The sequence below is a fragment of the Pseudomonas koreensis genome (assembly GCF_036668835.1).
Taxonomy (GTDB): Bacteria; Pseudomonadota; Gammaproteobacteria; order Pseudomonadales; family Pseudomonadaceae; genus Aquipseudomonas; species Aquipseudomonas koreensis_I.
On sequence record NZ_JAZEVW010000004.1, the window covers coordinates 336,735 to 362,149 of the forward strand.

Annotated in this window: 19 protein-coding genes; 4 read left to right on the forward strand and 15 right to left on the reverse strand. The window is 60.5% G+C overall.

Translation table 11 applies throughout. The annotated features are described in order from the left end of the window. Positions 1 to 6: 6 nt before the first annotated feature. Together V6F91_RS14215 and V6F91_RS14220 are read left to right on the forward strand one after the other, a co-directional pair. On the forward strand, positions 7 to 810 hold the full coding sequence (locus V6F91_RS14215; protein WP_332765427.1) for a hypothetical protein: 804 nt from the start codon (positions 7 to 9) through the stop codon (positions 808 to 810). 142 nt (positions 811 to 952) lie between these two features. Next, a complete protein-coding gene (locus tag V6F91_RS14220; protein ID WP_332765429.1) occupies positions 953 to 1,390 on the forward strand; it encodes an excinuclease in 438 nt (145 codons plus the stop codon). Between the two features lie 103 nt (positions 1,391 to 1,493). On the opposite strand, the gene V6F91_RS14225 is transcribed toward V6F91_RS14220, so the two are convergent. Then, on the reverse strand, positions 1,494 to 2,390 hold the full coding sequence (locus V6F91_RS14225) for a LysR family transcriptional regulator (RefSeq protein ID WP_332765431.1): 897 nt from the start codon (positions 2,388 to 2,390) through the stop codon (positions 1,494 to 1,496). A 119-nt stretch (positions 2,391 to 2,509) separates the two neighbouring features. Here V6F91_RS14225 and V6F91_RS14230 point away from each other — a divergent pair, with 119 nt between their 5' ends. Then, entirely contained in the window at positions 2,510 to 3,784 is a 1,275-nt protein-coding gene (locus V6F91_RS14230) for an MFS transporter (RefSeq protein ID WP_332765432.1), read from the forward strand. Between the two features lie 176 nt (positions 3,785 to 3,960). On the opposite strand, the gene hemE is transcribed toward V6F91_RS14230, so the two are convergent. The 11 genes from hemE to V6F91_RS14285 form a co-directional block, all read right to left on the reverse strand. Then, on the reverse strand, positions 3,961 to 5,028 hold the full coding sequence (gene hemE / locus V6F91_RS14235) for a uroporphyrinogen decarboxylase (protein WP_093105744.1): 1,068 nt from the start codon (positions 5,026 to 5,028) through the stop codon (positions 3,961 to 3,963). A gap of 132 nt (positions 5,029 to 5,160) precedes the next feature. Then, complete coding sequence (locus V6F91_RS14240; RefSeq protein ID WP_090288392.1) at positions 5,161 to 6,579, reverse strand: FAD-dependent oxidoreductase; 1,419 nt, start codon at positions 6,577 to 6,579, stop codon at positions 5,161 to 5,163. 126 nt (positions 6,580 to 6,705) lie between these two features. Next, positions 6,706 to 11,151 (reverse strand): glutamate synthase large subunit, encoded by a 4,446-nt coding sequence (gene gltB, locus V6F91_RS14245; protein WP_332765435.1) that lies wholly within the window; start codon positions 11,149 to 11,151, stop codon positions 6,706 to 6,708. A 351-nt stretch (positions 11,152 to 11,502) separates the two neighbouring features. Beyond that, positions 11,503 to 13,095 carry an AAA family ATPase gene (locus tag V6F91_RS14250; RefSeq protein ID WP_332765437.1) on the reverse strand — a complete coding sequence of 531 codons (1,593 nt, stop codon included), beginning with the start codon at positions 13,093 to 13,095 and terminating at the stop codon, positions 11,503 to 11,505. Between the two features lie 10 nt (positions 13,096 to 13,105). Then, entirely contained in the window at positions 13,106 to 14,206 is a 1,101-nt protein-coding gene (aroB, locus tag V6F91_RS14255) for a 3-dehydroquinate synthase (RefSeq protein WP_332765439.1), read from the reverse strand. A gap of 152 nt (positions 14,207 to 14,358) precedes the next feature. Then, the gene (aroK, locus tag V6F91_RS14260) at positions 14,359 to 14,877 is read right to left on the reverse strand and encodes a shikimate kinase AroK (protein ID WP_090280433.1); all 519 of its coding nucleotides are present in this window, start codon (positions 14,875 to 14,877) and stop codon (positions 14,359 to 14,361) included. Between the two features lie 4 nt (positions 14,878 to 14,881). Then, complete coding sequence (gene pilQ / locus V6F91_RS14265; protein ID WP_332765442.1) at positions 14,882 to 16,960, reverse strand: type IV pilus secretin PilQ; 2,079 nt, start codon at positions 16,958 to 16,960, stop codon at positions 14,882 to 14,884. Positions 16,961 to 16,973: 13 nt separating this feature from the next. After that, positions 16,974 to 17,501, reverse strand: a complete 528-nt coding sequence (locus V6F91_RS14270; protein WP_332765444.1) for a pilus assembly protein PilP — start codon at positions 17,499 to 17,501, stop codon at positions 16,974 to 16,976. Then, positions 17,498 to 18,121: a type 4a pilus biogenesis protein PilO gene (pilO, locus tag V6F91_RS14275; protein WP_332765446.1), complete on the reverse strand. Its 624-nt coding sequence runs from the start codon at positions 18,119 to 18,121 to the stop codon at positions 17,498 to 17,500. The genes V6F91_RS14270 and pilO overlap by 4 nt, the downstream gene beginning before the upstream one ends. Then, positions 18,118 to 18,684 carry a PilN domain-containing protein gene (locus tag V6F91_RS14280; protein WP_332765449.1) on the reverse strand — a complete coding sequence of 189 codons (567 nt, stop codon included), beginning with the start codon at positions 18,682 to 18,684 and terminating at the stop codon, positions 18,118 to 18,120. Before V6F91_RS14280 ends, pilO begins: the two co-directional genes overlap by 4 nt. Beyond that, positions 18,684 to 19,748: a pilus assembly protein PilM gene (locus tag V6F91_RS14285; RefSeq protein ID WP_332765451.1), complete on the reverse strand. Its 1,065-nt coding sequence runs from the start codon at positions 19,746 to 19,748 to the stop codon at positions 18,684 to 18,686. Before V6F91_RS14285 ends, V6F91_RS14280 begins: the two co-directional genes overlap by 1 nt. Before the next feature lie 221 nt (positions 19,749 to 19,969). On the opposite strand from V6F91_RS14285, the gene V6F91_RS14290 reads away from it, so the two are divergent. Next, the gene (locus V6F91_RS14290) at positions 19,970 to 22,414 is read left to right on the forward strand and encodes a penicillin-binding protein 1A (protein ID WP_423815333.1); all 2,445 of its coding nucleotides are present in this window, start codon (positions 19,970 to 19,972) and stop codon (positions 22,412 to 22,414) included. A 295-nt stretch (positions 22,415 to 22,709) separates the two neighbouring features. On the opposite strand, the gene V6F91_RS14295 is transcribed toward V6F91_RS14290, so the two are convergent. From V6F91_RS14295 to rpmE, 3 genes are all read right to left on the reverse strand, one after another. Further along, positions 22,710 to 23,978 carry a malic enzyme-like NAD(P)-binding protein gene (locus V6F91_RS14295; RefSeq protein WP_093105782.1) on the reverse strand — a complete coding sequence of 423 codons (1,269 nt, stop codon included), beginning with the start codon at positions 23,976 to 23,978 and terminating at the stop codon, positions 22,710 to 22,712. A 183-nt stretch (positions 23,979 to 24,161) separates the two neighbouring features. Beyond that, a complete protein-coding gene (locus V6F91_RS14300; RefSeq protein WP_332765877.1) occupies positions 24,162 to 24,944 on the reverse strand; it encodes a thermonuclease family protein in 783 nt (260 codons plus the stop codon). Positions 24,945 to 24,985: 41 nt separating this feature from the next. Further along, complete coding sequence (rpmE, locus tag V6F91_RS14305) at positions 24,986 to 25,207, reverse strand: 50S ribosomal protein L31 (protein WP_016772055.1); 222 nt, start codon at positions 25,205 to 25,207, stop codon at positions 24,986 to 24,988. Positions 25,208 to 25,415: the final 208 nt, after the last annotated feature.

The window sequence follows — 25,415 nt, forward strand, 5'->3', positions numbered from 1 at the left end:
AAGGGAATGACTCAGTTTCACCGCATCGCTGCTCTGTTGGCACTGCTTCTGGTACTCGGCGGTTGCACCAGCAAACCGGTGTACAACGCCAAGGAAGAATTTTCGCCGAACCTGGGCTTCACCCAGCAACAGATGAGCCGCGCGATCGTCACAGCGCTCAATGATCGGCAATGGGTGGTGCAATCGGTGCGCCCGGGCATGATCAAAGCGGCAATCACCGTGCGCGGACGCCATCACGCCGAAGTCGACATTCCGTTCAGCCCGACCTCGTTCGAGATCGACTACCGCAGCAGCTACGGCCTCAATGCCAAGGACGGCAAGATCCACGGCAACTACAACCGCTGGGTCAACCGCCTGCGTGACAACGTACTGAAAGAACTGTCGATCAACCCGGATATCGAAGCCGTCAACAACCTCGGCATCATCAAACAGGGCGCTGATGAGCCGACCTACCTGAGCTTCCGTGAAGGCGTCAAACGCGCCACTGACGCTGGCCTGCTCGATGGCAGCGTGAAGTTCTACCTGGCCGGCGAAACCCTGCCCAAGCAAGTGCGCAAACTCGACACCGTGAGCAGCAGCCGCAAGACCAACGGCTCGAACAAGTCCGACGAAGACGCCTGCTTCTGGGCCCTGCAATCAGCCCTTGCCACCCTGCAGAACGCCGCAAAAAACGCCGACGCCAACGCCGTGATCAACATCGCCAGCGTCGACCAGCGCGACCTGTACAAAGACACCGAGAAATTCCAGTGCCGTGCCGGGACATTGGTGTCGAGCGTCGCGCTGCGCGGAGATCTGGCGCACGTGGATTGATGGGATTGTAGAAACGACAAAGGGCGCCTTTCGGCGCCCTTTTTATTTTCTGCATCTACACTCGCCCTAGCGAACCGTCGCCTCGCGCCTGCCAGACCGGCGAGCGGCACGCGCATTCTCTTTCACCGTCAAGGAGATGACCATGCAAGCGAAAGCCCTGATCGCCGCTGCGCTTTTCAGTCTGCTGCCTGGAGCCAGCCACGCGACCAACCTGATGTACATGCCCTTCGAAACCGTGCTGTCGGATGCGATTCGTGCCGGGCGGCTGGATGGCAGTGTGAGGTTCTACCTGATCGGCAACGGGCCGCAGGGCACTCAGCAGTTGTTGCGGCGGGGCGTGGTCAGTGATCTGAAGACCAACGGTTTCAACAAGAGCGATCACCATTCCTGCGAGTGGGTGTTGCAGTCGAATCTGATCAAGTTGCAGGCCGATGCCAAGCGGGTCGGGGCGAATGCGGTGGTCAATATCGTCAGTTATTACGACCAGCGTGTGCGCAAGGATTTGAATACCTACGAGTGTCGGGCGGGGATCTTTGTCACGCGGGTAGCGTTGAAGGGGGATCTGGTGCGGTTGCCCTGAAGGCTGTGGTGTCGCAGCGGATGCCTTCGTGAGCAGGTTTGCTCCCACCTTGGAATGCGTTCCCCTGTGGGAGCGAGCCTGCTCGCGAAGGGGCCATCAGCGGTCACATGGAGTCGACCTTGCGCGTCAGCAGTTCGACAAATGCCTTGGCCATCGGTGATTTCTGGTCTTTGCGCTGCACCAGCCACACCGCCGAAATCGCTTGCGGATCGAGCAGCGGGCGGTAGACCACACCGTCGATGCGCATCCGCTGATAGGACGCCGGCAGCACCGAAACCCCCAGCCCCGCAGCCACCAGGCCGATGATGGTCATCGCCTCGCCGGCTTCTTGGGCAAAGTGCGGACTGAAACCGGCGTCTCGCGCCAAACTCAGTAGCTGCGCGTACAAGCCACTGCCATAGCTGCGCGGAAAGAATACGAATGGTTCAAGCGCCAGCGCCGAGAGAAACAGCCCTTGCTCGGAGCCCTGCGCCAATGGATGCGTGGAACTGAGCACCGCGACCAACGGCTCGCGCATCAATTCGACCACGCTCAACGAATCCGGCAACCCCAGCGGACGCATGATGCCGACCTCGATCGACTCGTCGACCAATGCATCGGCGACCATGGTGCTGCTCATCTCGCGCAGGTTCAGATGCACCGCCGGGAAACGCTGGCGAAAGGCGAAGATCGCCTGCGGAATCGTCGAATTGAACGGCGCCGACGAAGTGAAGCCGATCTTCAATTCGCCCAGTTCCCCCAATTGCGCCCGCCGCGCGACATCCGCAGCCTTATCGACCTGCGCCAGCACCAACCGCGCCTCCTGCAGAAACAGCCGGCCGGCTTCGCTGAGCTCGACCCGACGATTGGTCCGCTCGAACAAGCGTGCGCCGACCTCTTGCTCCAGTGCTTGAATCTGCTGGCTCAGCGGTGGCTGGGAAATGCCCAGCACCTGTGCCGCGCGGCCGAAATGCAGTTCTTCGGCGACGGCAATGAAGTAGCGTAGATGGCGCAGTTCCATGGATTTCTCATTAGGTCGTTAAAGCTATCAAACAAGACGAACAATATATTGGATAGAAACATTAGCCAGCTATATGATTTTTTCATTGCCAGCCTGGCTGTGCTTCCCCGAGGTCTGAAGTGAAAACTGCCGTTGCGCCATTAGCCCATGAAGTCCCGCCTACTGCAGCGGACGATGCCATCGCCGAGTTGCAAGAGGTCTTTATCGAAAAAGGCACACCGGCGTTCATGCGCACGGTGTTGGCGCTGTTCTGCGGCGGTTTCGCGACCTTTGCTTTGCTCTATTGCGTGCAGCCGATGATGCCGCTGCTGTCTCATGAATACGGGATCAACGCGGCGCAGAGCAGCCTGATCCTTTCGGTGGCAACCGGCATGCTCGCCTTCGGCCTGCTGATCACCGGGCCGATTTCCGATCGGGTCGGGCGCAAACCGGTGATGGTCGCCGCCTTGTTCGCCGCTGCGCTGTGCACCATGGCCAGCGCGATGATGCCGAGCTGGCATGGCGTATTGATCATGCGCGCCCTGATCGGCCTGTCGCTCAGTGGCCTGGCGGCGGTAGCGATGACTTATCTGAGTGAAGAAATTCATCCGCAACACATTGGTCTGGCAATGGGTTTGTACATCGCTGGCAACGCCATCGGCGGGATGAGCGGACGTTTGATTACCGGGGTGCTGATCGACTTCGTCAGTTGGCACACGGCGATGCTGGTGATCGGCGGTCTGGCGCTGATTGCGGCCGCAGTGTTCTGGAAGATCCTTCCCGAGTCGCGCAATTTCCGCTCACGCTCACTGCACCCGCGCAGCCTGCTCGACGGTTTCACCATGCACTTTCGCGACGCCGGTCTGCCACTGCTGTTTCTTGAGGCGTTCGTATTGATGGGCGCATTCGTCACGCTGTTCAACTACATCGGCTATCGCTTGCTGGCAGCGCCCTATCACCTCGATCAGGTGTACGTCGGTTTGCTCTCGGTGGTGTACCTGTCGGGAATCTACAGCTCGGCAAAGATCGGTTCGCTGGCGGACAACCTGGGGCGACGCAAAGTGCTCTGGGCGACGATTGCGCTGATGTTCGTCGGCCTCGCGCTGACGATGTTTGCACCACTGCTATTGATTATCGTCGGCATGCTGATCTTCACCTTCGGCTTCTTCGGCGCGCACTCGGTGGCCAGCAGCTGGATCGGCCGCCGCGCGACCAAGGCCAAGGGCCAGGCATCGTCGTTGTACCTGTTCAGCTATTACGCCGGGTCGAGCATTGCCGGCACGGCGGGTGGAGTGTTCTGGCATTTGGGCGAGTGGAACGGGATCGGGTTGTTCATTGGCGCGCTGTTGCTGATTGCGCTTGGGGTGGCGTTGAAGCTGGCGAAGCTGCCACCGCTGCAAGGTGTCAAAGCCTGATACAAAACCCTTGTAGGAGTGAGCCTGCTCGCGATAGCGGTGGGTCAGCCAGCACTTTCAGCGACTGACTCACCGCTATCGCGAGCAGCCTCACTCCTACATTTGATCGGCGTTCGACATGCGATCGTGGAACAAAAACGCCCGGCATAAACCGGGCGTTTTTTATTGTGCGCTGATCACTCGTGATACTGCGCCGACAGCTCATGCACCGCGCGCAAAAATGCACCGGCATGCTCCGGGTCAACCTCAGGCGTGATGCCGTGGCCGAGGTTGAATACATGGCCGCTGCCCTTGCCGTAGCTGGCCAGAATGCGCCCGACTTCGGTGCGGATCGCTTCCGGCTTGGCGTAAAGCACGGTCGGGTCCATGTTGCCTTGCAGCGCGACCTTGTCGCCGACACGGGCGCGGGCGTTGCCGATGTCGCAGGTCCAGTCCAGGCCCAGAGCATCGGCGCCGGCCTCGGCGATGCTCTCCAGCCACAGGCCGCCATTCTTGGTGAAGAGGATCACCGGCACCTTGCGGCCATCGTTCTCACGGATCAGGCCGCTGACGATTTTCTTCATGTAGGCCAGCGAGAATTCCTGATACGCCGCGGCCGAAAGGTTGCCGCCCCAGGTATCGAAAATCTGCACCGCTTGCGCACCCGCCATGATCTGACCGTTGAGGTAGGAGGTCACCGACTGCGCCAGTTTATCCAGTAGCAGGTGCATGGCTTGCGGATTGTCGTAGAGCATCGCTTTGGTCTTGCGAAAGTCCTTCGACGAACCGCCTTCGACCATGTAGGTCGCCAGGGTCCACGGGCTGCCGGAGAAGCCGATCAGCGGTACGCGGCCGTTCAGCTCGCGGCGAATGGTGCTGACCGCGTCCATCACATAACCGAGGTCCTTGTGCGGATCAGGAATCGGCAAGGCTTCGATGTCAGCCATCGTGCTGACGACTTTCTTGAAGCGCGGACCTTCGCCGGTCTCGAAGTACAGGCCCTGGCCCATGGCGTCGGGGATGGTGAGGATGTCGGAAAACAGGATCGCCGCGTCCAGTTGCGGATAGCGGTCGAGCGGTTGCATTGTGACTTCGCAGGCGAATTGCGGATTCATGCACAGGCTCATGAAGTCGCCGGCGTGGGCACGGCTGGCGCGATACTCCGGCAGATAGCGACCGGCCTGGCGCATCATCCACACTGGGGTGACGTCAACGGGTTGCTTGAGCAGGGCGCGGAGGAAGCGGTCGTTCTTCAGGGCAGTCATGTCGGCATCCGGAAAAAAAGTGCGGGCATGGTCTCAAAAGACAGCGGCAAGCGGCAAGCTACAAGCGGCAAGTTAAAGGCAGGATTGCTTTGTAGCTTGCCGCTTGAAACTTGAAGCTTGCCGCTGGCGTCGTCAGACGCCCAGGTAATCGAGGATCCCTTCGGCCGCATTACGCCCTTCGAAAATCGCCGTCACCACCAGGTCGGAACCGCGCACCATGTCGCCACCCGCAAAGATTTTCGGATTGCTGGTCTGGTGCTTGTACTGACCTTGCTCAGGCGCAACGACGCGGCCCTGGCTGTCGGTCTGGATTTCGAACTGTTCGAACCACGGCGCCGGGCTCGGGCGGAAACCGAACGCGATGACCACGGCGTCGGCCGGGATGATCTCTTCGGAACCCGGAATCGGCTCGGGGCTGCGACGGCCACGGGCGTCCGGTTCACCGAGACGGGTCTCGACGACTTTCACGCCTTCGACCTTGTCTTCGCCGACGATGGCGATCGGCTGGCGGTTGTAGAGGAATTTCACGCCTTCTTCCTTGGCGTTCTTCACCTCTTTGCGCGAACCGGGCATGTTCGCTTCGTCACGACGATAAGCGCAGGTCACCGATTTGGCGCCCTGACGGATCGACGTGCGGTTGCAGTCCATCGCCGTGTCGCCGCCGCCGAGTACCACGACCTTCTTGCCTTTCATATCGACGAAATCTTCCGGCGACTTTTCAAAGCCCAGGTTGCGATTGACGTTGGCGATCAGGAAGTCCAGCGCGTCGTAAACGCCCGGCAGATCCTCACCGGCAAAACCGCCCTTCATGTAGGTGTAGGTGCCCATGCCCATGAACACCGCATCGTATTCGGCGAGCAGTTGCTCCATGGTCACGTCTGTGCCGACTTCGGTATTCAGCCGGAACTCGATGCCCATGCCGGTGAAGACTTCGCGGCGATTGCTCAGCACGGTCTTTTCCAGCTTGAACTCGGGGATACCGAAGGTCAGCAAACCACCGATTTCCGGGTTCTTGTCGAACACCACAGGGGTTACGCCACCGCGCACCAGCACGTCGGCACAGCCCAGACCCGCCGGGCCCGCACCGATGATCGCGACACGTTTGCCGGTCGGTTTGACCTTGGACATGTCCGGGCGCCAGCCCATGGCGAACGCGGTGTCGGTGATGTACTTCTCGACCGAACCGATGGTCACCGCGCCGAAGCCGTCGTTGAGGGTGCAGGCACCCTCGCACAGACGATCCTGCGGGCACACCCGGCCGCAGACTTCCGGCAGGGTGTTGGTCTGGTGCGACAGCTCCGCGGCCTGGAGGATGTTGCCCTCGGCCACCAGCTTCAGCCAGTTGGGAATGAAGTTGTGCACCGGGCACTTCCATTCGCAATACGGGTTGCCGCAACCCAGGCACCGGTGGGCCTGATCGGCCGACTGCTGGGGTTTGAACGGTTCGTAGATTTCGACGAACTCTTTCTTGCGTTGACGCAACAGTTTCTTCTTCGGATCCTTGCGCCCGACATCGATGAACTGGAAGTCGTTATTCAGACGTTCAGCCATTACTAAAACCTCTTACACGACAGCTCCAAGCTACAAGCTTCAAGCTGCAAGAAAATCACATTAGTCCGGTACAACGCGTACTAGCTTCAGCTTGTCGCTTGAAGCTAGTGGCTTGCAGCTGCGTCGTTACTGCGGACTCGCACGAGTACTAGAGAGCAGAGATTTCAGACTCGCTGCCTTCGGTTTGACCAGCCAGAAACGACGCAAGTAATCATCGAGGTTTTCGGCGAGCTCACGACCCCACTCGCTGTCGGTTTCCGCGACGTACTCGTTCAGCACGTTTTGCAGGTGGCTGCGATAGGCTTCCATCGCCTCGCCGCTGATCCGCTGGATTTCCACCAGTTCGTGGTTGACCCGGTCAACGAAGGTGTTGTCCTGATCGAGCACGTAGGCGAAACCACCGGTCATGCCTGAGCCGAAGTTGTAACCGGTCTTGCCCAGTACGCAGACGAAACCACCGGTCATGTACTCGCAGCAGTGATCGCCAGTGCCTTCCACGACGGTGTGGGCACCGGAGTTACGCACGGCGAAACGCTCGCCTGCGGTGCCAGCGGCGAACAGCTTGCCGCCGGTCGCGCCGTACAGGCAGGTGTTGCCGATGATGGCGCTTTCCTGAGTCTTATAGACGCTGCCCTTGGGCGGCACGATGGTCAGCTTGCCACCGGTCATGCCTTTGCCAACGTAGTCGTTGGCATCGCCTTCGAGGTACATGTTCAGACCGCCAGCGTTCCACACGCCGAAGCTCTGACCAGCCGTGCCTTTGAAGCGGAAGGTGATCGGCGCTTTCGCCATGCCCTGGTTGCCGTGCTTGCGGGCGATCTCGCCGGAGATCCGCGCGCCGATCGAACGGTCGCAGTTGCAGATGTCCAGTTCGAACTCGGCACCGCTGAGGTCGTTGATCGCCGCCGAAGCCATTTCGACCATTTTCTCGGCCAGCAGACCTTTGTCGAACGGCGGGTTGCGCTCAACCCCACAGAACTGCGGTTTGTCCGCCGGGATGTGGTCGCTGCCCAACAGCGGCGTCAGGTCCAGGTGATGTTGCTTGGCGGTCTGGCCTTCGAGAATTTCCAGCAGATCGGTACGACCAATCAGCTCTTCGAGGGAGCGCACGCCGAGCTTGGCCAGCCACTCACGGGTTTCTTCGGCGACGTAGGTGAAGAAATTCACCACCATGTCGACGGTACCGATGTAGTGATCCTTGCGCAGCTTCTCGTTCTGAGTGGCGACGCCGGTGGCGCAGTTGTTCAGGTGGCAGATACGCAGGTATTTGCAGCCCAGCGCGATCATTGGCGCGGTGCCGAAGCCGAAGCTTTCAGCGCCGAGAATGGCGGCCTTGATCACGTCGAGGCCGGTTTTCAAGCCGCCGTCGGTCTGCACCCGGACCTTGCCGCGCAGGTCGTTGCCGCGCAGGGTCTGGTGGGTTTCGGCGAGGCCGAGTTCCCACGGCGCGCCGGCGTATTTGATCGAGGTCAGCGGCGAAGCACCGGTGCCACCGTCGTAGCCGGAGATGGTGATCAAGTCCGCATAGGCCTTGGCCACACCGGCAGCGATGGTGCCGACGCCCGCTTCTGCTACCAATTTGACCGAAACCAGCGCCTGCGGGTTGACTTGCTTCAAGTCAAAGATCAACTGCGACAAGTCTTCGATCGAGTAGATATCGTGGTGCGGTGGTGGCGAAATCAGCGTTACGCCCGGCACTGCGTAACGCAGCTTGGCGATCAGCCCGTTGACCTTGCCGCCCGGCAGTTGCCCGCCCTCGCCCGGCTTGGCGCCTTGGGCGACCTTGATCTGCAGCACTTCGGCGTTGACCAGGTATTCCGGAGTCACACCGAAACGGCCGGTGGCAACCTGCTTGATTTTCGAGCTTTTGATGGTGCCGTAACGCGCCGGGTCTTCACCACCTTCGCCGGAGTTGGAGCGCGCCCCGAGGCGGTTCATGGCTTCGGCCAGGGCTTCGTGAGCTTCCGGTGACAGCGCGCCCAGCGAGATACCGGCGGAGTCGAAGCGCTTGAGCACCGACTCCAGCGGCTCGACTTCATTGATGTCCAGCGGTGTGTCGAGGGTCTTGACCTTGAACAGGTCACGAATCATCGACACCGGACGGTTGTCCACCAGCGAGGTGTATTCCTTGAACTTGGTGTAGTCTCCCTGCTGCACCGCGGCTTGCAGGGTGTTGACCACGTCCGGGTTGTACGCGTGATATTCGCCACCGTGGACGAACTTCAGCAGACCGCCCTGCTGGATCGGCTTGCGCGGACTCCAGGCTTCGACGGCGAGGGCTTTCTGCTCGGCTTCGATGTCGACGAAACGCGCGCCCTTGATCCGGCTCGGCACACCACGGAAGCTCAGCTCGCAGACTTCTTCGGACAGGCCGATGGCCTCGAACAGCTGCGCACCACGGTACGAAGCGATGGTCGAAATGCCCATCTTCGACAGGATCTTCAGCAGACCTTTGGTGATGCCCTTGCGGTAGTTCTTGAACACCTCGTAGAGGTCGCCCAGCACTTCACCGGTACGGATCAGGTCACCCAGCACTTCATAAGCCAGGAATGGATACACCGCCGAGGCGCCGAAACCGATCAGTACGGCGAAGTGATGCGGGTCACGTGCGGTGGCGGTTTCAACAAGGATGTTGGAATCGCAACGCAGGCCTTTTTCGGTCAGACGGTGGTGTACCGCACCGGTCGCCAGAGAGGCGTGGATCGGCAGCTTGCCCGGGGCGATATGGCGGTCGCTCAGGACAATCTGGGTACGCCCGGCGCGCACGGCTTCTTCAGCCTGATCGGCAACGTTGCGGATCGCCGCTTCGAGACCGAGGCTTTCGTCGTAGTTGAGGTCGATGATCGCCCGTTCGAAACCCGGACGGTCGAGGTTCATCAACGAGCGCCACTTGGCCGGAGAAATGACCGGCGAGCTGAGGATCACTCGCGAGGCGTGTTCCGGCGACTCCTGGAAAATGTTGCGCTCGGCGCCGAGGCAGATTTCCAGCGACATCACGATCGCTTCGCGCAGCGGGTCGATCGGCGGGTTGGTCACCTGCGCGAACTGCTGGCGGAAATAGTCGTACGGCGTACGTACACGCTGCGACAGCACAGCCATCGGCGTGTCATCGCCCATCGAGCCGACGGCTTCGTAGCCTTGCTCGCCGAGCGGGCGCAGCACCTGATCGCGCTCTTCGAACGTGACCTGATACATCTTCATGTACTGCTTGAGCTGATCGACGTCGTAAAACGCCGAGCCGTGATCGTTGTCTTCCATGGTCGCCTGAATACGCAGGGCATTCTTGCGCAGCCATTGCTTGTACGGATGACGGGATTTTAGACGGTTGTCGATCGCATCGGTGTCGAGGATCTGCCCGGTTTCGGTGTCCACGGCAAAGATCTGACCCGGGCCGACGCGGCCCTTGGCGAGTACGTCTTCGGGCTGGTAGTTCCACACGCCGATTTCCGAGGCGAGGGTGATGAAACCGTTCTTGGTGGTGACCCAGCGCGCCGGACGCAGACCGTTACGGTCGAGCAGGCACACCGCGTAGCGACCGTCGGTCATGACCACGCCAGCCGGGCCGTCCCACGGCTCCATGTGCATCGAGTTGTACTCGTAAAACGCACGCAGATCCGGGTCCATGGTTTCGACGTTCTGCCACGCTGGCGGAATGATCATCCGCACGCCACGGAACAGGTCGATGCCACCGGTGACCATCAGTTCGAGCATGTTGTCCATGCTCGAGGAGTCGGAACCGACACGGTTGACCAGCGGGCCGAGCTCTTCCAGATCCATCAGATCGTTGCTGAACTTGGTCCGACGAGCCTGAGCCCAGTTGCGGTTACCGGTAATGGTGTTGATCTCGCCGTTGTGGGCGAGGAAGCGGAACGGCTGCGCCAGCGGCCATTTCGGCAGGGTGTTGGTGGAAAAGCGCTGGTGGAACACGCAGATCGCGGTTTGCAGGCGCTCGTCACTCAGGTCCGGATAGAACGCGGCCAGATCGGCCGGCATCATCAGGCCTTTATAGATGATGGTCTTGTGCGAGAAGCTGCAGATGTAGTGGTCAGTGTCTGCGGCGTTGGCCACCGACGAACGGCGACGGGCGCTGAACAGCTTGACCGCCATGTCCTGATCATTCAGACCTTCGCCACCGATGTAGACCTGCTCGATCTGCGGCAGGCGCTCAAGGGCCAGGCGGCCGAGGACGCTGGTGTCGATCGGCACTTTGCGCCAGCCGATCAGTTGCAGGCCTTCAGCGAGGATTTCGCGGTTCATGTTCTCGCGAGCGGCTTCGGCCTTGGCCGGATCCTGATTGAAGAAGACCATGCCCACCGCATATTGCTTGGGCAATACGACGCTGAAGGTTTCCTGGGCAATGGCTCGCAGGAACGCATCAGGCTTTTGAATCAGCAGGCCGCAACCGTCACCGGTCTTGCCGTCGGCATTAATCCCACCGCGGTGGGTCATGCAGGTCAGGGCCTCGATGGCCGTTTGCAAAAGGGTATGACTGGGCTCGCCCTGCATATGGGCTATCAGGCCGAAACCGCAGTTATCCTTGAATTCATCTGGTTGGTACAGACCTGCTTTCATAGACACTTTCTCACCAGGCTGCCTCTTTTCGAGGCAAATTTCTTTTCAATTCAACCACTTGCGTTCCGCGCCGAACGTACGCCGGCTTCGCGGGGGCAAAAGGGTGGTCATTGTACACAGCGACACAGAGGCTCACAAATTTGACGACGAACTGTCGCAAATTCATGTCGCATTTGTGAAAGGTTTAAAACGATCTGCTGTGCTAGTCAAAACTTTTTTAAATTCTGACCGCAACGACTCAAAAACTACTGTGACGCAGACACCACAAGGCACGCGACCTTTTCAGGAAGCGCGCACTTATGGAGATTTTGAGGTGCCGGGAGAGGCGGCCTGGGTAAGGCCGCCGAATCTTCAGCGAGTTGTTGCCAGTTCCTGTTGGACGCTGGCGACAGTGCGAGGCCAAGGTTTACCAGCCTGAACCTTCGCTGGCAAGGCCTTGATGGCAGAAACGGCTGCATCACGATTGGCAAAATTGCCATAGGTGATCACATACAGCGGCTTGCCGTTGAGGACTTTCTTGAAATAACGGTACTCGCCGCCCTGCTCCTTGACGAAGTTCTGCGCGGCGGTTTCCGAGCTGGTGCCGAGGATCTGCACCACGTAGTTGCTGGTCGGCTGACCGGCGTACCAGCTGCCACCGGCGGCCTTGGCAACGGTGATCGGCTTCTCGACCGGTTTCGCCGCGGCGACTGGTTTGGCCGGGGCTGGCGCCGGTTTGGCGGCAGGTGCGACCGGAGCGGGCTTGGCGGTAGCAACCTGTGTCGGTGCTGGCGTCGGCTTGGCGGCTGGCAACGGCACCGGAGTCGGCGCCGGACCGGCCGGCACGCCTGCAGGCGGCGCGGAAGTGGTCACGGTCGGCGGGGTATCGCTGGAGCCTTCCAGTGGTACGCCATCGTCGCCTTCGGTGATGCCACCGGCCGCTTCGGCCAGCGGCCCGCGCATGACCGGTTGCGAGTTGCCGACCAATGGCAGCGGCATCGGCTGGGTGTTGCCAGCGAATTCGACGTTCGGGGCCGCGCCATTGGCGGGCGCCTGGCCCAGAGGCAACTGCGCCTGTTCATTGGCTGGCGCGCCGGTGGTTGGCGCCTTGTTGCGACCCGGCATCAGCCAGGCGGCAGCGACCGCGACCACCACGACGGCGGAAATCGCCAATACGTGTTTCTTCGGCATGTTGAACCCCATACTTGGACGCTTCACCGCAGAGCGGCTGGCAATCATGACTTCGATCAGAGCATCGCGAGCGACCTGGTTGATGTTGCCCGGCCAACCCTCGGAGCTTTCGTGAATATCAGAGATCTGATCCGCGGTGAAAAGTTCGACACCCCGGCCCGCGCCTTCGAGCCGCTGGTCGAGATATTCGCGGGTCTCTTCTTCGGTGTACGGCTGCAGTTCGATGACATGGAAACGCTCTTCTTCAAGCTGCAAAGCCTCAAGCTGAGCGATCAGCGACGACTCGCCGAACAGGAACACATGCGGACGCCCTTCCGGCGTTCCGGCACCCAGCGCCATCAGCGCTTCGAGCGCGGATTCGTCGAGCTGCTCGGCGTCATCCACCAACAGATAGACTTCCTGGCCGGTCAACGCGAGCTGAACGACCTGTTCGAGAATCGCACCGACCTCAGCCTGGGCAACGTCCAGCGCCTGCGCGACCTGGCGCAGCACTCCGGCAGCATCGCCGGCGCCACGGGCGGAAACCACCACGCTTTGCACCGACTGCTTGTTGGTGCTGGCGACCAGTGCCTGACGCAGCAAGGTCTTGCCGCTGCCCTGCGGGCCGGTGACCACGAGCAACAACTGGCTGTAGCGCGCCAGATGATGCAGCTGACCGAGCACCGGCTTGCGCTGGGCCGGGAAAAATTTGAAGCCTGGCACCCGCGGCGCGAACGGGTCGTGACTTAACTGGAAATGGCCGAGAAACGCCTCGTCGGCATGCAAACTAGTCATCGGAATCTTATTAACCTTTAAGCTGAGCCAGGGCGCGGTAATCCGCTCCCAGCGTGGCCTGTAGAACCTCTTTCGGATAATCGTCGGTCACGACCGCTTCACCCATCCGGCGCAGCAGCACCAGGCGCAGACGACCGTCGATCACTTTTTTATCAATTGCCATGTGTTGCAGAAAATCCGCTTCGCGCATTTCTTCAGGCGGAATCACCGGCAGACCGGCGCGCTGGAACAGACGAATGCCGCGATCGCGCTCCTGCTCGCTGATCCAGCCGAGACGCGCGGACATCTCCAGCGCCATCACGGTGCCAGCCGCGACCGCTTCACCATGCAGCCACACACCATAGCCCATATGGGTCTCGATGGCGTGGCCGAAGGTATGGCCGAGGTTGAGCGTGGCGCGCACGCCGGTTTCCTTTTCATCGGCGCCGACCACCGCAGCCTTGGCCGCGCAGGAGCGCTCGATCGCGTAGGTCAGGGCTTTCTGGTCCAGCGCGCGCAGGGCGTCGACGTTGTCTTCGAGCCAGGTCAGGAACGGCTCATCGCAAATCAGACCGTATTTGATGACTTCGGCCAGACCGGCGGACAGTTCACGCTCGGGCAGGGTTTTCAGCGAGGCGGTATCGATCAGCACTACGTTCGGCTGATAGAACGCGCCGACCATGTTCTTGCCCAGCGGATGATTGATGCCAGTCTTGCCGCCCACCGACGAATCGACCTGGGACAACAGCGTGGTTGGGATCTGAATAAAGTCGACGCCGCGCTGGTAGCAGGCAGCGGCGAAACCGGCCATGTCGCCGATCACACCGCCGCCCAGAGCGATGATGGTGGTACGGCGGTCATGCCGAGCGGTCAGCAGACCGTCGAAGATCAGTTGCAGGGTTTCCCAGTTCTTGAAGGCTTCGCCGTCCGGCAACACCACGGAAATCACCGAAAACTGCGCCAGACTGCGGGTCAGACGTTCGAGATAAAGCGGCGCAACGGTCTCGTTGGAGATGATTGCCACTTGCCGCCCGTGGATGTGCGGCGCCAGCAGTTCGGGCTGGTCCAGCAAACCTTCGCCAATATGAATCGGGTAGCTGCGCTCGCCCAGGTCGACCTTGAGTGTCTGCATGTGTCCCCACAGTGAAGATGGAAGCAGGCGTCCTGCCCTGAATTATTGGTTATCTGCGGCCTGTAGCGAGTGTGACGCCGCTTGCCGATCATCCGCCACACCCTCGGCAGGCTGTGACAGGACGCCGAGAATAGCGCATTTCGCGAGCCGCTTTAACGAGGCGGCAGCTGCGCCAGACGGTCGAGAATATCGAGCACCACCATGCGCGGCGGCCGTTCGTCGGTTTCCACCACCAGATCGGCAATTTCCCGATAGAGCGGATCGCGGATCGCCAACAGGTCACGCAGGGTTTTCGCCGGATCGGCGGTGCGCAGCAACGGCCGGTTGCGGTCGCGCGAGGTGCGGCCGACCTGCTGTTCGACGGACGCGTGCAGGTACACCACCCGCCCTCCCTCGAACAGGGCCTTGCGATTGGCGTCACGCATCACCGCACCACCGCCAGTTGCCAGCACCACGCCATCGAACGCGCAGAGCTCGGCGATCATCGCCTGCTCACGATCACGAAAGCCTGGCTCGCCTTCCTTGTCGAAGATCCATGGGATATTGGCACCCGTGCGCAGCTCAATTTCCTTGTCGGAATCCTTGAACGGCAGGCGCAACTCTTTGGCCAGCAATCGGCCGATGGTGCTTTTGCCAGCACCCATCGGTCCTACAAGTATCAAATTTCGCACAGAATCAACGACTCACAGCAATCGCCTGGTTATTCATGATACGCGGAGTGAGAAATACCAGCAGCTCGGATTTTTTCTCCGAAACCACATCACGCCGGAAAAGGCGGCCAAGATACGGCACATCGCCAAGAAATGGCACCTTATCTACAACCTTGCTCTGAGTATTTGAAAAAACACCGCCAATCACGATGGTTTCGCCGTCGTTGACCAGCACCTTGGCGTTGACCTCGTTCTTCTTGATCGGCGGCACATCCTGCACTTTGTTCAGGTAGTCCGGTTCGTCCTTGGTGACCTTGACCTCCATGATGATTCGGTTGTCCGGTGTGATCTGTGGCGTGACCTCCAGCGACAGCGAGGCCTCCTTGAACGACACCGAAGTCGCGCCACTGGAACTGGCTTCCTGATAGGGAATTTCCGTGCCCTTGAGGATTTTTGCGGTTTCCTTGTCGGAGGTGACCACTTTCGGTTGCGAGACGATTTCGCCGTTGCCGGTCTTCTCCATCGCCGTCAATTCAAGGTCGAGCAGCACGTTGTCGGTGATGAAGGCGATGCCGATCCCGGAAGTGTTGTTGACGGTGCCCATGTCGACGAACGGCGAGTTGGTGCTGGTGCTGCCCGGCGTACCAATGGTGGAGGATGAACCGTTGACTCCGGAAGCGTTCCAGTTGCCCTTGTTCTGCACCGAGCCGCCCCAGCGCACACCGAGACTCTTGTCGTAATCGACGTTGGCCTCGACGATGCGTGCCTCGATCATCACCTGACGCACCGGAATATCCAGTTGTGCCACGATCCGCCGCAGTTCGTCGAGGCGATCCTGGGTCTGATAGGCAATGATGTTGTTGGTCCGCTCATCGACGGTGATCGAACCACGCTCATCGATTTTCGCTTCGGCGCTGGTCACCGACTGGAACAGCTTGGCGATGTCCGCCGCCTTGGCGTAATTGACCTGCAGCAGCTCACGGCGCAGCGGCGCCAGCTCGGCAATCTGCTTCTGCGACTCGAGTTCCTGGCGTTCGCGGGCAGCGATCTCATCGGCAGGCGCGACCAGCAGCACGTTGCCGATCTTGCGTTTATCCAGACCCTTGGTTTTCAGCACCAGATCCAGCGCCTGATCCCACGGTACGTTTTGCAGGCGCAAGGTAATGCCACCCTGCACCGTATCACTGGCCACCAGATTGAGGTTGGTGAAGTCGGCGATCAGTTGCAGCACCGAACGCACGTCGATGTCCTGGAAATTCAGCGAGAGTTTTTCGCCGATGTAGGCCTGACGGTCGGCGTTGCGCTTTTGCAGGTCATCGACACTCATCGGGCGGACGCTGACGGTCAGTTTGTTGTCGGTCTGAAAGGTCGAGTAGTCATAAGTGCCGCTGGGCTCGACGGTGATCACTGTGCGATCGCCACTGACCGCAGCATTGACGAACTGCACCGGCGTTGCGAAGTCCTTGACGTCGAGGCGCACCCGCAGCTTTTCGGGCAATTGCGTGCGGGCGAAGCTGAGGATGATCTTGCCGTCGTGTTCCTGAATATCCGGGGCGATGGTCGGGTCGGACAGATCAATGACGACATTGCCCTCGCCCTCGGTGCCGCGCTGGAAATCGACGCCACGAATGCCGCGGGTTTTCGCTGCAAATGCCTTGGCTGCTGGCGCTGCCGCCGTGCTCACACGGGGCGCAACGGCGGCGGGACGCGAGGCAGGCGCCGGCGCGCCCTGACCCACCACCACGAACAGATTGTTGCCCTCGATGCGCGTGGTGTAAGGCGCAAGCTGGGTGAGGCTGACGATCAGCCGCGTACGATCCTTGGCTTCGACCACCGTGGCGGTACGCGCATTGCCGCTGCCCAGATCGAGATTCCTGTTGCTCAATTGACTGGCAACACCGGGCAGATCCACCGCGATGCGCGCCGGCGATTCGGTGGTATAGCCCTTGGGCGCCGGCGGCGGACTGTCGAACGACAGCTTCAGTTCGACGCGATCACCCGGCAACGCTGCCACATCCAGCGCTTTCAGGTTGGCCGCGTTTACCATCGGCGACATCAGCGCTATCCATAGCGAAAAACCGAGGGTGGAGAAAATCCTGTTCATTGTTCGACTTCCACTATGAGTGCTCTTTCAAAGGAATGGTGCGCGGCCGTTCGAGCCAGGCGCCCTGCCCGTCGGGCACGATTTCGACGACGTCGACCTGTGTCGCGCTGATGGCGACGATGCGCCCGTCGTTGCGCCCCAGGTAATCGCCGACTTTCAACCGATGCACCCCGCCCGCCCCGCGCAGCAGCGCGAACGAGCCCGAAGCATTGGCAATCGTGCCGACCATCTCGAACTGCTCGATGTTGAAACCTTCCAGATATTGCTTGACCCGGTTGGGGTCGGGCTTGACGTTGCGCGAGCCGTGTTTGCGCCCGGCCAGATCAACCCGCACCTGGGGTGAAAACGGACTGCGCAGGTTTGCCGCGCTGTAAGTGAATGTCGGGTAAGACCGGAATGTCGGCGTTGGTTCAATCTTGCCGGCCGGACGCAGGCGCACTTCATTCATGTAGGCATCAAGATCACTGAAGTCATCGCTGCCGCCACACCCGCTCAATGCGAGCAGCGTCATCGCCCATGCCATGTAACGAATCGGGGTCATTTTTGCAGCCCCTTGTCGTTATAGCGATAAGTCTTGGCGAGGATGCTCATGCGCAGCTTCGGTCCGCCTTCCTTGCTGGCAGGTGCGAGATCGAAATCGTGAAGGGTAACGATGCGCGGCAATCCGGCTACACCGCTGACGAATGTGGCGAGGTCGTGGTAAGCGCCGGTAACCGTGATCTGGATCGGCAGCTCGATGTAGAACGGCTGGGTGACTTCCGGCAACAGCTTGATCTCTTCGAATTCCAGGCCGCTGCCCAGGCCGGTACGGGTGATGTCTTCGAGCAGGCCCGGCACTTCGGTGTCGCTGGGCAACTGCCGCAACAACTCACCGAAGGTATTCTCCATCTCTTTCATCTGTTGGGTGTACAGCTCCAGATTGGCCGACAGGCGCGCCTTGCTGGCGAACTGCTCCTTGAGCGTCAGCTCTTCTTCACGCTTGAGGTCGTGCTGGTTTTCCAGATCGCTGATAAAAAAGTTATAGCCAAGCGCCAATACCAGCACCATCAACAGTGCGCCGGCAATGAACTTCACCGCCGCCGGCCAGGAACCGATGTTGCTGGTGTCGAGGTCGTTGAAATCGACGCTGCGCAGGCTTTCCAGCCATTCGGACGGCTTCATTGGTCGTCCTCGACAGTCTTGGGCCGGGTCTGGCGCACGGTCAGCTCAAAGGTGTTGGCCTGATCGACTTGCCCGGCAGTGGTCGCCTTGACTTCGTTAAGGCTCGGCGCATCGAACCAGTCCGACGCCTCGAGATTGCGCATCAGGTCGGAAACGCGATTGTTGGATTCAGCAGCGCCGCTGATCGACAGGGCTTTGCCGGCCATTTTCACTTCGGTGAAATACACACCGTCCGGCAGCGTGCGCGCCAGCTGATCGAAAATCCGCCCGCTGATCTGCCGGTTGCCCTGCAAGTCCTGGATGATGCGCATGCGCTCGACCAGCTGCTGACGGCGTGCCTTGAGTTCGCTGATCTGCTTGATCCGCTCGTCGACCACGGCGATCTGCTTGCTGATGTAGTCATTGCGCGCCACTTGCCGGTCGATGGCGGCACTGATGATCTGATCGGCAATCAGCAAGGCACCGACCGAGCCGACGAGCACGCCAGTCAATGCCAGCAGGAACCGCTTGCGCCGCTCTTCCCGACGCTCCTCGCGCCAGGGTAGAAGGTTGATCCGCGCCATCAGTCGAAACTCCTGAGCGCGAGCCCGCAGGCGATCATCAGCGCCGGTGCATCGCTGGCCAGCGCACCGGCATTGACCTTGCTGCTCAAGGACATGTCGGCGAACGGGTTGGCCACTTGCGTCGGCGTGTTCAGGCGCTGCTCGATCAAGCGGTCCAGGCCCGGCACCGAGGCCGTGCCGCCCGCCAGCAAGATGTGATCGACGGCGTTGTATTGCCCGGAAGCGAAGAAAAACTGCAACGAGCGTGACACCTGCTGCACCAGAGCCTCGCGGAACGGCTGCAAGACTTCACTGACGTAATCGTCCGGCAGGCCGCCCTGTTTTTTTGCCAGCCCGGCCTGCTCGACAGTCAGCCCGTAACGCCGCTGGATTTCCTCGGTCAATTGCCGACCGCCGAACAGTTGTTCGCGGGTGTAGATGATCTTGCCGTTGTGCAGGACGCTGAGCGTAGTCATGGTCGCGCCAATGTCGACCACGGCCACGGTCAGGCGCTCCTGGGACGCCGCCAGTTGCGTCGCCAGCAAAGCGTATGAGCGTTCCAGCGCGTAAGCCTCGACGTCCACCACGCGCGCTGTCAGCCCGGCCAGGGCCAAGGCGGCTTCGCGCACTTCGACGTTTTCCTTGCGACAGGCCGCCAGCAGGACATTGACTCGCTCGGAATTGCGTGGCGATACACCCTGGACTTCGAAGTCGATGGCGACTTCGTCCAGCGGATAGGGAATGTACTGGTCGGCCTCGATCTTCAGCTGGTTTTCCAGCTCGTCGTCGGACAGCCCGACGTCCATCTCGATGACCTTGGTGATCACCGCCGAGCCTGCCACCGCTACCGCCACGCTCTTGAGGCCGGTACGCGCCTTGCTCAGCACGCGACTGAGGGCCTGCCCGACGCCTTCGAGTTCGGCGATGTTCTTTTCGACCACCGCATTGGCCGGCAAGGGCTCGACGGCATAGGCCTCGACCCGGTAGCGCTCGCCCTGACGGCTCAGTTCCAGCAGCTTCACTGACGTGGAGCTGATGTCGATCCCCAGCAATGTATTGGCTTTTTTATTGAAGAGTCCCAGCACTACCAATTCCCTATGACTTTCCGTGAGTTACGGACTCTGTAATACGCATTGCGTTCCTTCACCCCCATCTTGACAGAAGCGCAAATGACGCCTCCTGCGGAAAAGTGCTTATAATGCCCAGCGTTTTTTTCCGCTTTTTTACTGCCCGCGCGGACCGTTCTGTGTGTTACCGGAACCCCGTCGCCAAATTCATTCTTTGCTCTGGATGTCCAAAAGCCTTGATTCGTCTGCTGAAATTTTTCGGTTGGTCCATCGTCGCCGTTTTCTGCGGACTGCTATTAGGTCTCAGCGGCGCGTTTCTTTACCTTAGTCCGGGTTTGCCATCTGTGGAGGCTCTGCGAAGCATTCAGTTGCAGATTCCGCTGCGGGTCTACAGCAGCGATGACAAGTTGATCGCAGAATTTGGCGAAATGCGCCGCACACCGATCCGTTTCGCCGACATTCCACCCAATTTCATTAATGCGTTACTAAGTGCTGAAGACGACAATTTCGCCAACCACTATGGCGTCGATCCGAGCAGCCTGATGCGCGCCGCGACCCAACTGGTCAAAAGCGGACACATTCAGTCCGGCGGCAGCACCATCACCATGCAGGTGGCGAAGAATTTCTTCCTCACCAGCGAACGCAGCTTCTCGCGTAAAACCACGGAAATTCTTCTGGCCCTGCAGATCGAACGTCAACTGACCAAGGACGAGATCCTCGAGCTGTACGTCAACAAGATCTATCTGGGCAACCGTGCCTATGGCATCGAGGCGGCGGCGCAGGTGTATTACGGCAAGTCGATCCGTGACGTCAGCCTGGCACAGATGGCGATGATCGCCGGCCTGCCGAAAGCCCCGTCGCGTTTCAACCCGCTGGCCAACCCGGCGCGCAGCAAAGAGCGCCGCGACTGGATCCTTGGGCGCATGTACAAGCTCGGCAAGATCACCGAGGCCGATTACACCGCAGCGATCAACGAGCCGCTGAACGCCAGCTACCATGTACCGACCCCTGAAGTGAACGCGCCGTACATCGCCGAGATGGCCCGCGCCGAAATGGTCGGCCGCTATGGCAGCGACGCCTATACCGAGGGTTTCCGCGTCACTACCACGGTGCCGAGCAACCTGCAGGAAATGGCCAACACCGCGCTGCACGAAGGCTTGATGACCTACGACCAGCGCCACGGCTACCGTGGACCCGAGTCGCGGCTGCCGGGCAAGACCCGCGAAGCCTGGGCCAGCGAGCTGACCAAACAACGCACCATCAGCAGTCTGGAGCCGGCGATCGTCATCCAGGTCGACAAGAACGGCCTGCAAGTGCTGACCCGTACCGGCGAAGAACATGTCGCCTGGGACACCATGAAGTGGGCGCGGCCGTTCCTCAACACCAACAGCATGGGTGCCAATCCGCATCAGCCGGCGGACGTCGCGCAGGTTGGCGATCTGATTCGCGTGCAGCGCCAGAAAGACAATTCGCTGAAGTTCAGCCAGATCCCGCAGGCACAAGGCGCTTTGGTGTCGCTGGATCCGCAGAATGGCGCGATCCGTTCGCTGGTCGGCGGTTTCGCGTTCGAGCAGAGCAACTACAACCGCGCCATGCAGGCCAAGCGTCAGCCGGGTTCGAGCTTCAAACCGTTCGTCTACAGCGCCGCACTGGACAGTGGCTACACCGCTGCGACTTTGGTCAACGACGCGCCGATCGTGTTCGTCGACGAGTACCTGGACAAGGTCTGGCGTCCGAAGAACGACACCAACACCTTCCTCGGTCCGATCCGTCTGCGCGAGGCGCTGTACAAGTCGCGTAACCTGGTGTCGATCCGTCTGCTGCAGGCGATGGGCGTGGGTAAAACCATCGACTACATCACCCGCTTCGGCTTCAACAAGCAGGACCTGCCGCCGAACCTGTCGCTGGCATTGGGTACCGCAACCCTGACGCCAATGGAAATCGCCACCGGCTGGAGCACCTTCGCCAACGGCGGTTACAAGATCACCCCGTACATCATCGACAAGATCGAAAGCCGTAACGGTGACACGCTGTTCGTGGCCAACCCGCCGACTGTTCCGCAAGGTGGCTCGGCGACGGACGGTATCGCCGCGCCCGACACAGAGTCGTTTACGGTCAATGCCGCACCGGTTCCGGGCGAAGCGCCAGGCAATCAGGCAGTGCCGCAAGCGCCAGCCGTGGCCGAGCGGATTGTCGATGGTCGCACCACCTACATCCTCAACAGTATGCTGCAGGACGTGATCAAGCTCGGCACCGGCCGCCGCGCCCTGGCCATGGGCCGTAGCGACATCGCAGGCAAGACCGGTACCACCAACGAATCGAAAGACGCGTGGTTCTCCGGTTATAACGCCGATTACGTGACCACCGTGTGGACCGGTTTCGACCAGCCGGAAAGCCTCGGCCGCCGCGAGTTCGGCGGCACTGTGGCGCTGCCGATCTGGATGAATTACATGTCGGCCGCGCTGAAGGACAAGCCGCCGCACGTGCAGCCAGAACCGGAAGGCATCCTCAGCCTGCGCGTCGACCCGGTCAGTGGCCGTGCCGCGTCGCCGAGCACACCGGGCGCGTACTTCGAACTGTTCAAGGCTGAAGATACCCCGCCGTCGGTGAACGAGCTGGGCAACGGCGTCGTACCGGGCAGCCCGCTGCCGGCGGATGAACAGGCGCCGATCGATTTGTTCTAGAGGGGCAGGGGTAGGGGCAGCTGCAAGGGGCAAGCTACAAGCTGCAAGTAAAAGCGGGGAATTGCGTACTGCTTGTAGCTTGCAGCTTGCAGCTTGTAGCTTGTAGCTTGTAGCTTGTAGCTTGTAGCTTGTAGCTTGTAGCTTGTAGCTTGTAGCTTGTAGCTTGTAGCTTGTAGCTTGTAGCTTGTAGCTTGTAGCTTGTAGCTTGTAGCTTGCAGCTTGCAGCTTGCAGCTTGCAGCTTTTAGCCCATAAAAAAACCCAGCACCAGGCTGGGTTTTTTATGGGCGGCTGCTTTTAACCGTTGAACACGTCATCCACGCTTTTCAGCGGGTAGTTCTTCGGATACGGCAGGGTGGCCACACCGGTCTCGATCGCCGCTTTGGCCACAGCGTCGGAGATCAGGGTGATCAGGCGCTTGTCCATTGGCTTGGGAATGATGTACTCACGGCCGAACTCCAGCGGAGCACCACCGTAGGCATCGCAGACGTCCTGTGGCACCGGCAGCTTGGCCAGTTCGCGCAGGGCGTTGGCCGCGGCGACTTTCATTTCTTCGTTGATGCGCTTGGCGCGAACGTCCAGGGCACCGCGGAAGATGAACGGGAAGCCGAGTACGTTGTTGACCTGGTTCGGGTAGTCCGAACGGCCGGTGGCCATGATCACGTCGCTACGCGTGGCGTGGGCGAGTTCCGGGGAGATTTCCGGGTCCGGGTTGGAGCAGGCGAACACGATCGGGTTTGGTGCCATCGACAGCAGGCCTTCAGCGCTCAGCAGGTTCGGGCCGGACAGACCGACGAACACGTCAGCGCCTGCCAGCGCGTCAGCCAGGCTGCGCTTCTCGGTGGCGTGGGCGAACACGGCCTTGTACTGGTTCAGGTCGTCACGGCCGGAGTGAATCACGCCAGTACGGTCAACCATGAAGATGTTTTCGATGCGTGCGCCCATACTCACCAGCAGTTTCATGCAGGAGATGGCGGCAGCGCCGGCGCCCAGGCAGACGATCTTCGCTTCTGGCAGGGTTTTGCCAGCAATTTCCAGGGCGTTGATCATGCCGGCCGCGGTAACGATCGCGGTGCCGTGCTGGTCATCGTGGAATACCGGAATGTCGCACTGTTCGATCAGCGCGCGCTCGATCTCAAAGCATTCTGGCGCCTTGATGTCTTCGAGGTTGATACCGCCGAAGGTGATGGAGATGCGTTTGACCGTATCGATGAAGGCCTGCGGGCTTTCCGAGTCGACTTCGATGTCGAATACGTCGATACCGGCGAAGCGCTTGAACAGCACGCCCTTGCCTTCCATCACTGGCTTGGAGGCCAATGGGCCGAGGTTGCCCAGGCCGAGAATCGCGGTGCCATCGGAAATCACTGCAACCAGGTTGCCCTTGCCGGTGTACTTGTAGGCCAGTTCGGGATCGCGGGCGATCTCGCGCACTGGTTCAGCTACGCCGGGGCTGTACGCCAGCGACAGGTCGCGAGCGGTAGCAGTGGCCTTGGTGAGCTCGACACTCAGCTTCCCCGGACGAGGATTGGCGTGATATTCGAGAGCGGCAGTTTTCAGATCAGACATTTTGGCATTCCGCTTTTTACTGTTGGACAGACTGGTCAGCGAGGATACGCGCCTCGCAAAGTCCCCACAAGACTGGGCAGTCACCACTGTCAAGCGCCCTGCCCTACGACTTTGGGCCAAGAGCCACGGCGCACAAGGGCTGGACTGTTCACAATCGGCCTGAAAAATGTCTACAATTTTTCTTCAGCGCGAACCCTGCAGCATCGAAGGATCGGTCAATGGCAACAGCCAGCGTGCTTGCTCAGGCTGCAAGCCGCCGCGGCGCGAGCGATCGACAATCCAGCCGCGCGCCTCGATCTGCTGGCCCTTCAGCGCCTGCAAACGAGCATTGTCGAATTGTCGAACCAGATTCGGTGCAATGCGCAGTACAAGCGCGTCCTGCAACTCGATCCAGATTCCACCGCGATTGCGTTGCACGTTGCTTACCCGACCGCTGACCACGGCGAAGCCGGAACGCTGAATCTGCTGCGCCTTGAGTACCGGTGATTGCCGCCAGATGCCCCGCCCGGCCTGCCGCGCCGACGTTTCAGCGACCTGCTGACAGGCAACCAGATCGACGTTCGGCGCAACGGCCACCTGAAAACCGAGGCCATCGGCGAGCATTTGCGCTTCGAGATTGGCGCCGCTGGCGCTGTAGACATGCGCCAGCGTTCGGCCGTAGTGGTCCTTTCCCTGCCGTCCGGGATGCAAGCCGACACGCCCGCCGCTGTCCGCCACCAGCGCTTCGAGGCGTTTGCGCGCCGCCACGGCGAAGGGTTCGTCGCTACGGCCCTGCTTGCCCAGCTCCGGCGTGTTGAGGCCGATCATCCGCACGCTGCGGCCATCGCTCAGGCGCAGCGTGTCGCCATCGACCACCCGCTGCACACTGACGCTGGTCAGTCCGGCGGGCGCTGGACAGAACGCCTGCGCCCCCGAGAGCCAAATCGCAGACACAAAAAAGGCGCCCGCAAGGGACGCCTTTTTCATCAGTCTGGAGAAGTCGATACGACCTTCCAAAATGATCAGCCTCAGGCTTTTTTGCCGACGCCGAAAGTAGCGAAACGGTCTGCGAACTTCTGCACGCGGCCGCCGGTGTCCAGAGTCTTCTGCTTACCGGTGTAGAACGGGTGGCATTCGTTGCAAACGTCGATCGCCAGGGCTTTGCCGTAGGTCGAACGAGTTTCGAACTTGTTACCGCAGCTGCAGGTAACAGCGATTTCCGGGTAGTTCGGATGGATTTCGGCTTTCATGGTGTCTTCCTCAGGCTAGCGTGCCGCCACCCAACACTATTGTTGAATACCGCACGTAATTAGGCCGCGGATTCTACCAGACCTTTTCAATCGCGCAAGCTGTCACCGAGACCGACCGTCTGCTAGGCTCCCGGCCTTGAACGCATTACCCTGTGGGAGCGAGCTTGCTCGCGAATGCGTCGTATCAGTCAATGTTCAAGCGCCTGAT

Excerpts from the sequence above, each read along its gene's own strand:
- V6F91_RS14215 (WP_332765427.1), top strand. The coding sequence starts at position 7 with ATGACTCAGTTTCACCGCATCGCTGCTCTGTTGGCACTGCTTCTGGTA.
- V6F91_RS14220 (WP_332765429.1), top strand. The coding sequence starts at position 953 with ATGCAAGCGAAAGCCCTGATCGCCGCTGCGCTTTTCAGTCTGCTGCCT.
- V6F91_RS14225 (WP_332765431.1), bottom strand. The coding sequence starts at position 2,390 with ATGGAACTGCGCCATCTACGCTACTTCATTGCCGTCGCCGAAGAACTG.
- hemE (WP_093105744.1), bottom strand. The coding sequence starts at position 5,028 with ATGACTGCCCTGAAGAACGACCGCTTCCTCCGCGCCCTGCTCAAGCAA.
- V6F91_RS14240 (WP_090288392.1), bottom strand. The coding sequence starts at position 6,579 with ATGGCTGAACGTCTGAATAACGACTTCCAGTTCATCGATGTCGGGCGC.
- gltB (WP_332765435.1), bottom strand. The coding sequence starts at position 11,151 with ATGAAAGCAGGTCTGTACCAACCAGATGAATTCAAGGATAACTGCGGT.
- V6F91_RS14250 (WP_332765437.1), bottom strand. The coding sequence starts at position 13,095 with ATGACTAGTTTGCATGCCGACGAGGCGTTTCTCGGCCATTTCCAGTTA.
- aroB (WP_332765439.1), bottom strand. The coding sequence starts at position 14,206 with ATGCAGACACTCAAGGTCGACCTGGGCGAGCGCAGCTACCCGATTCAT.
- pilQ (WP_332765442.1), bottom strand. The coding sequence starts at position 16,960 with ATGAACAGGATTTTCTCCACCCTCGGTTTTTCGCTATGGATAGCGCTG.
- V6F91_RS14270 (WP_332765444.1), bottom strand. The coding sequence starts at position 17,501 with ATGACCCCGATTCGTTACATGGCATGGGCGATGACGCTGCTCGCATTG.
- pilO (WP_332765446.1), bottom strand. The coding sequence starts at position 18,121 with ATGAAGCCGTCCGAATGGCTGGAAAGCCTGCGCAGCGTCGATTTCAAC.
- V6F91_RS14280 (WP_332765449.1), bottom strand. The coding sequence starts at position 18,684 with ATGGCGCGGATCAACCTTCTACCCTGGCGCGAGGAGCGTCGGGAAGAG.
- V6F91_RS14295 (WP_093105782.1), bottom strand. The coding sequence starts at position 23,978 with ATGTCTGATCTGAAAACTGCCGCTCTCGAATATCACGCCAATCCTCGT.
- V6F91_RS14300 (WP_332765877.1), bottom strand. The coding sequence starts at position 24,944 with ATGAAAAAGGCGTCCCTTGCGGGCGCCTTTTTTGTGTCTGCGATTTGG.
- rpmE (WP_016772055.1), bottom strand. The coding sequence starts at position 25,207 with ATGAAAGCCGAAATCCATCCGAACTACCCGGAAATCGCTGTTACCTGC.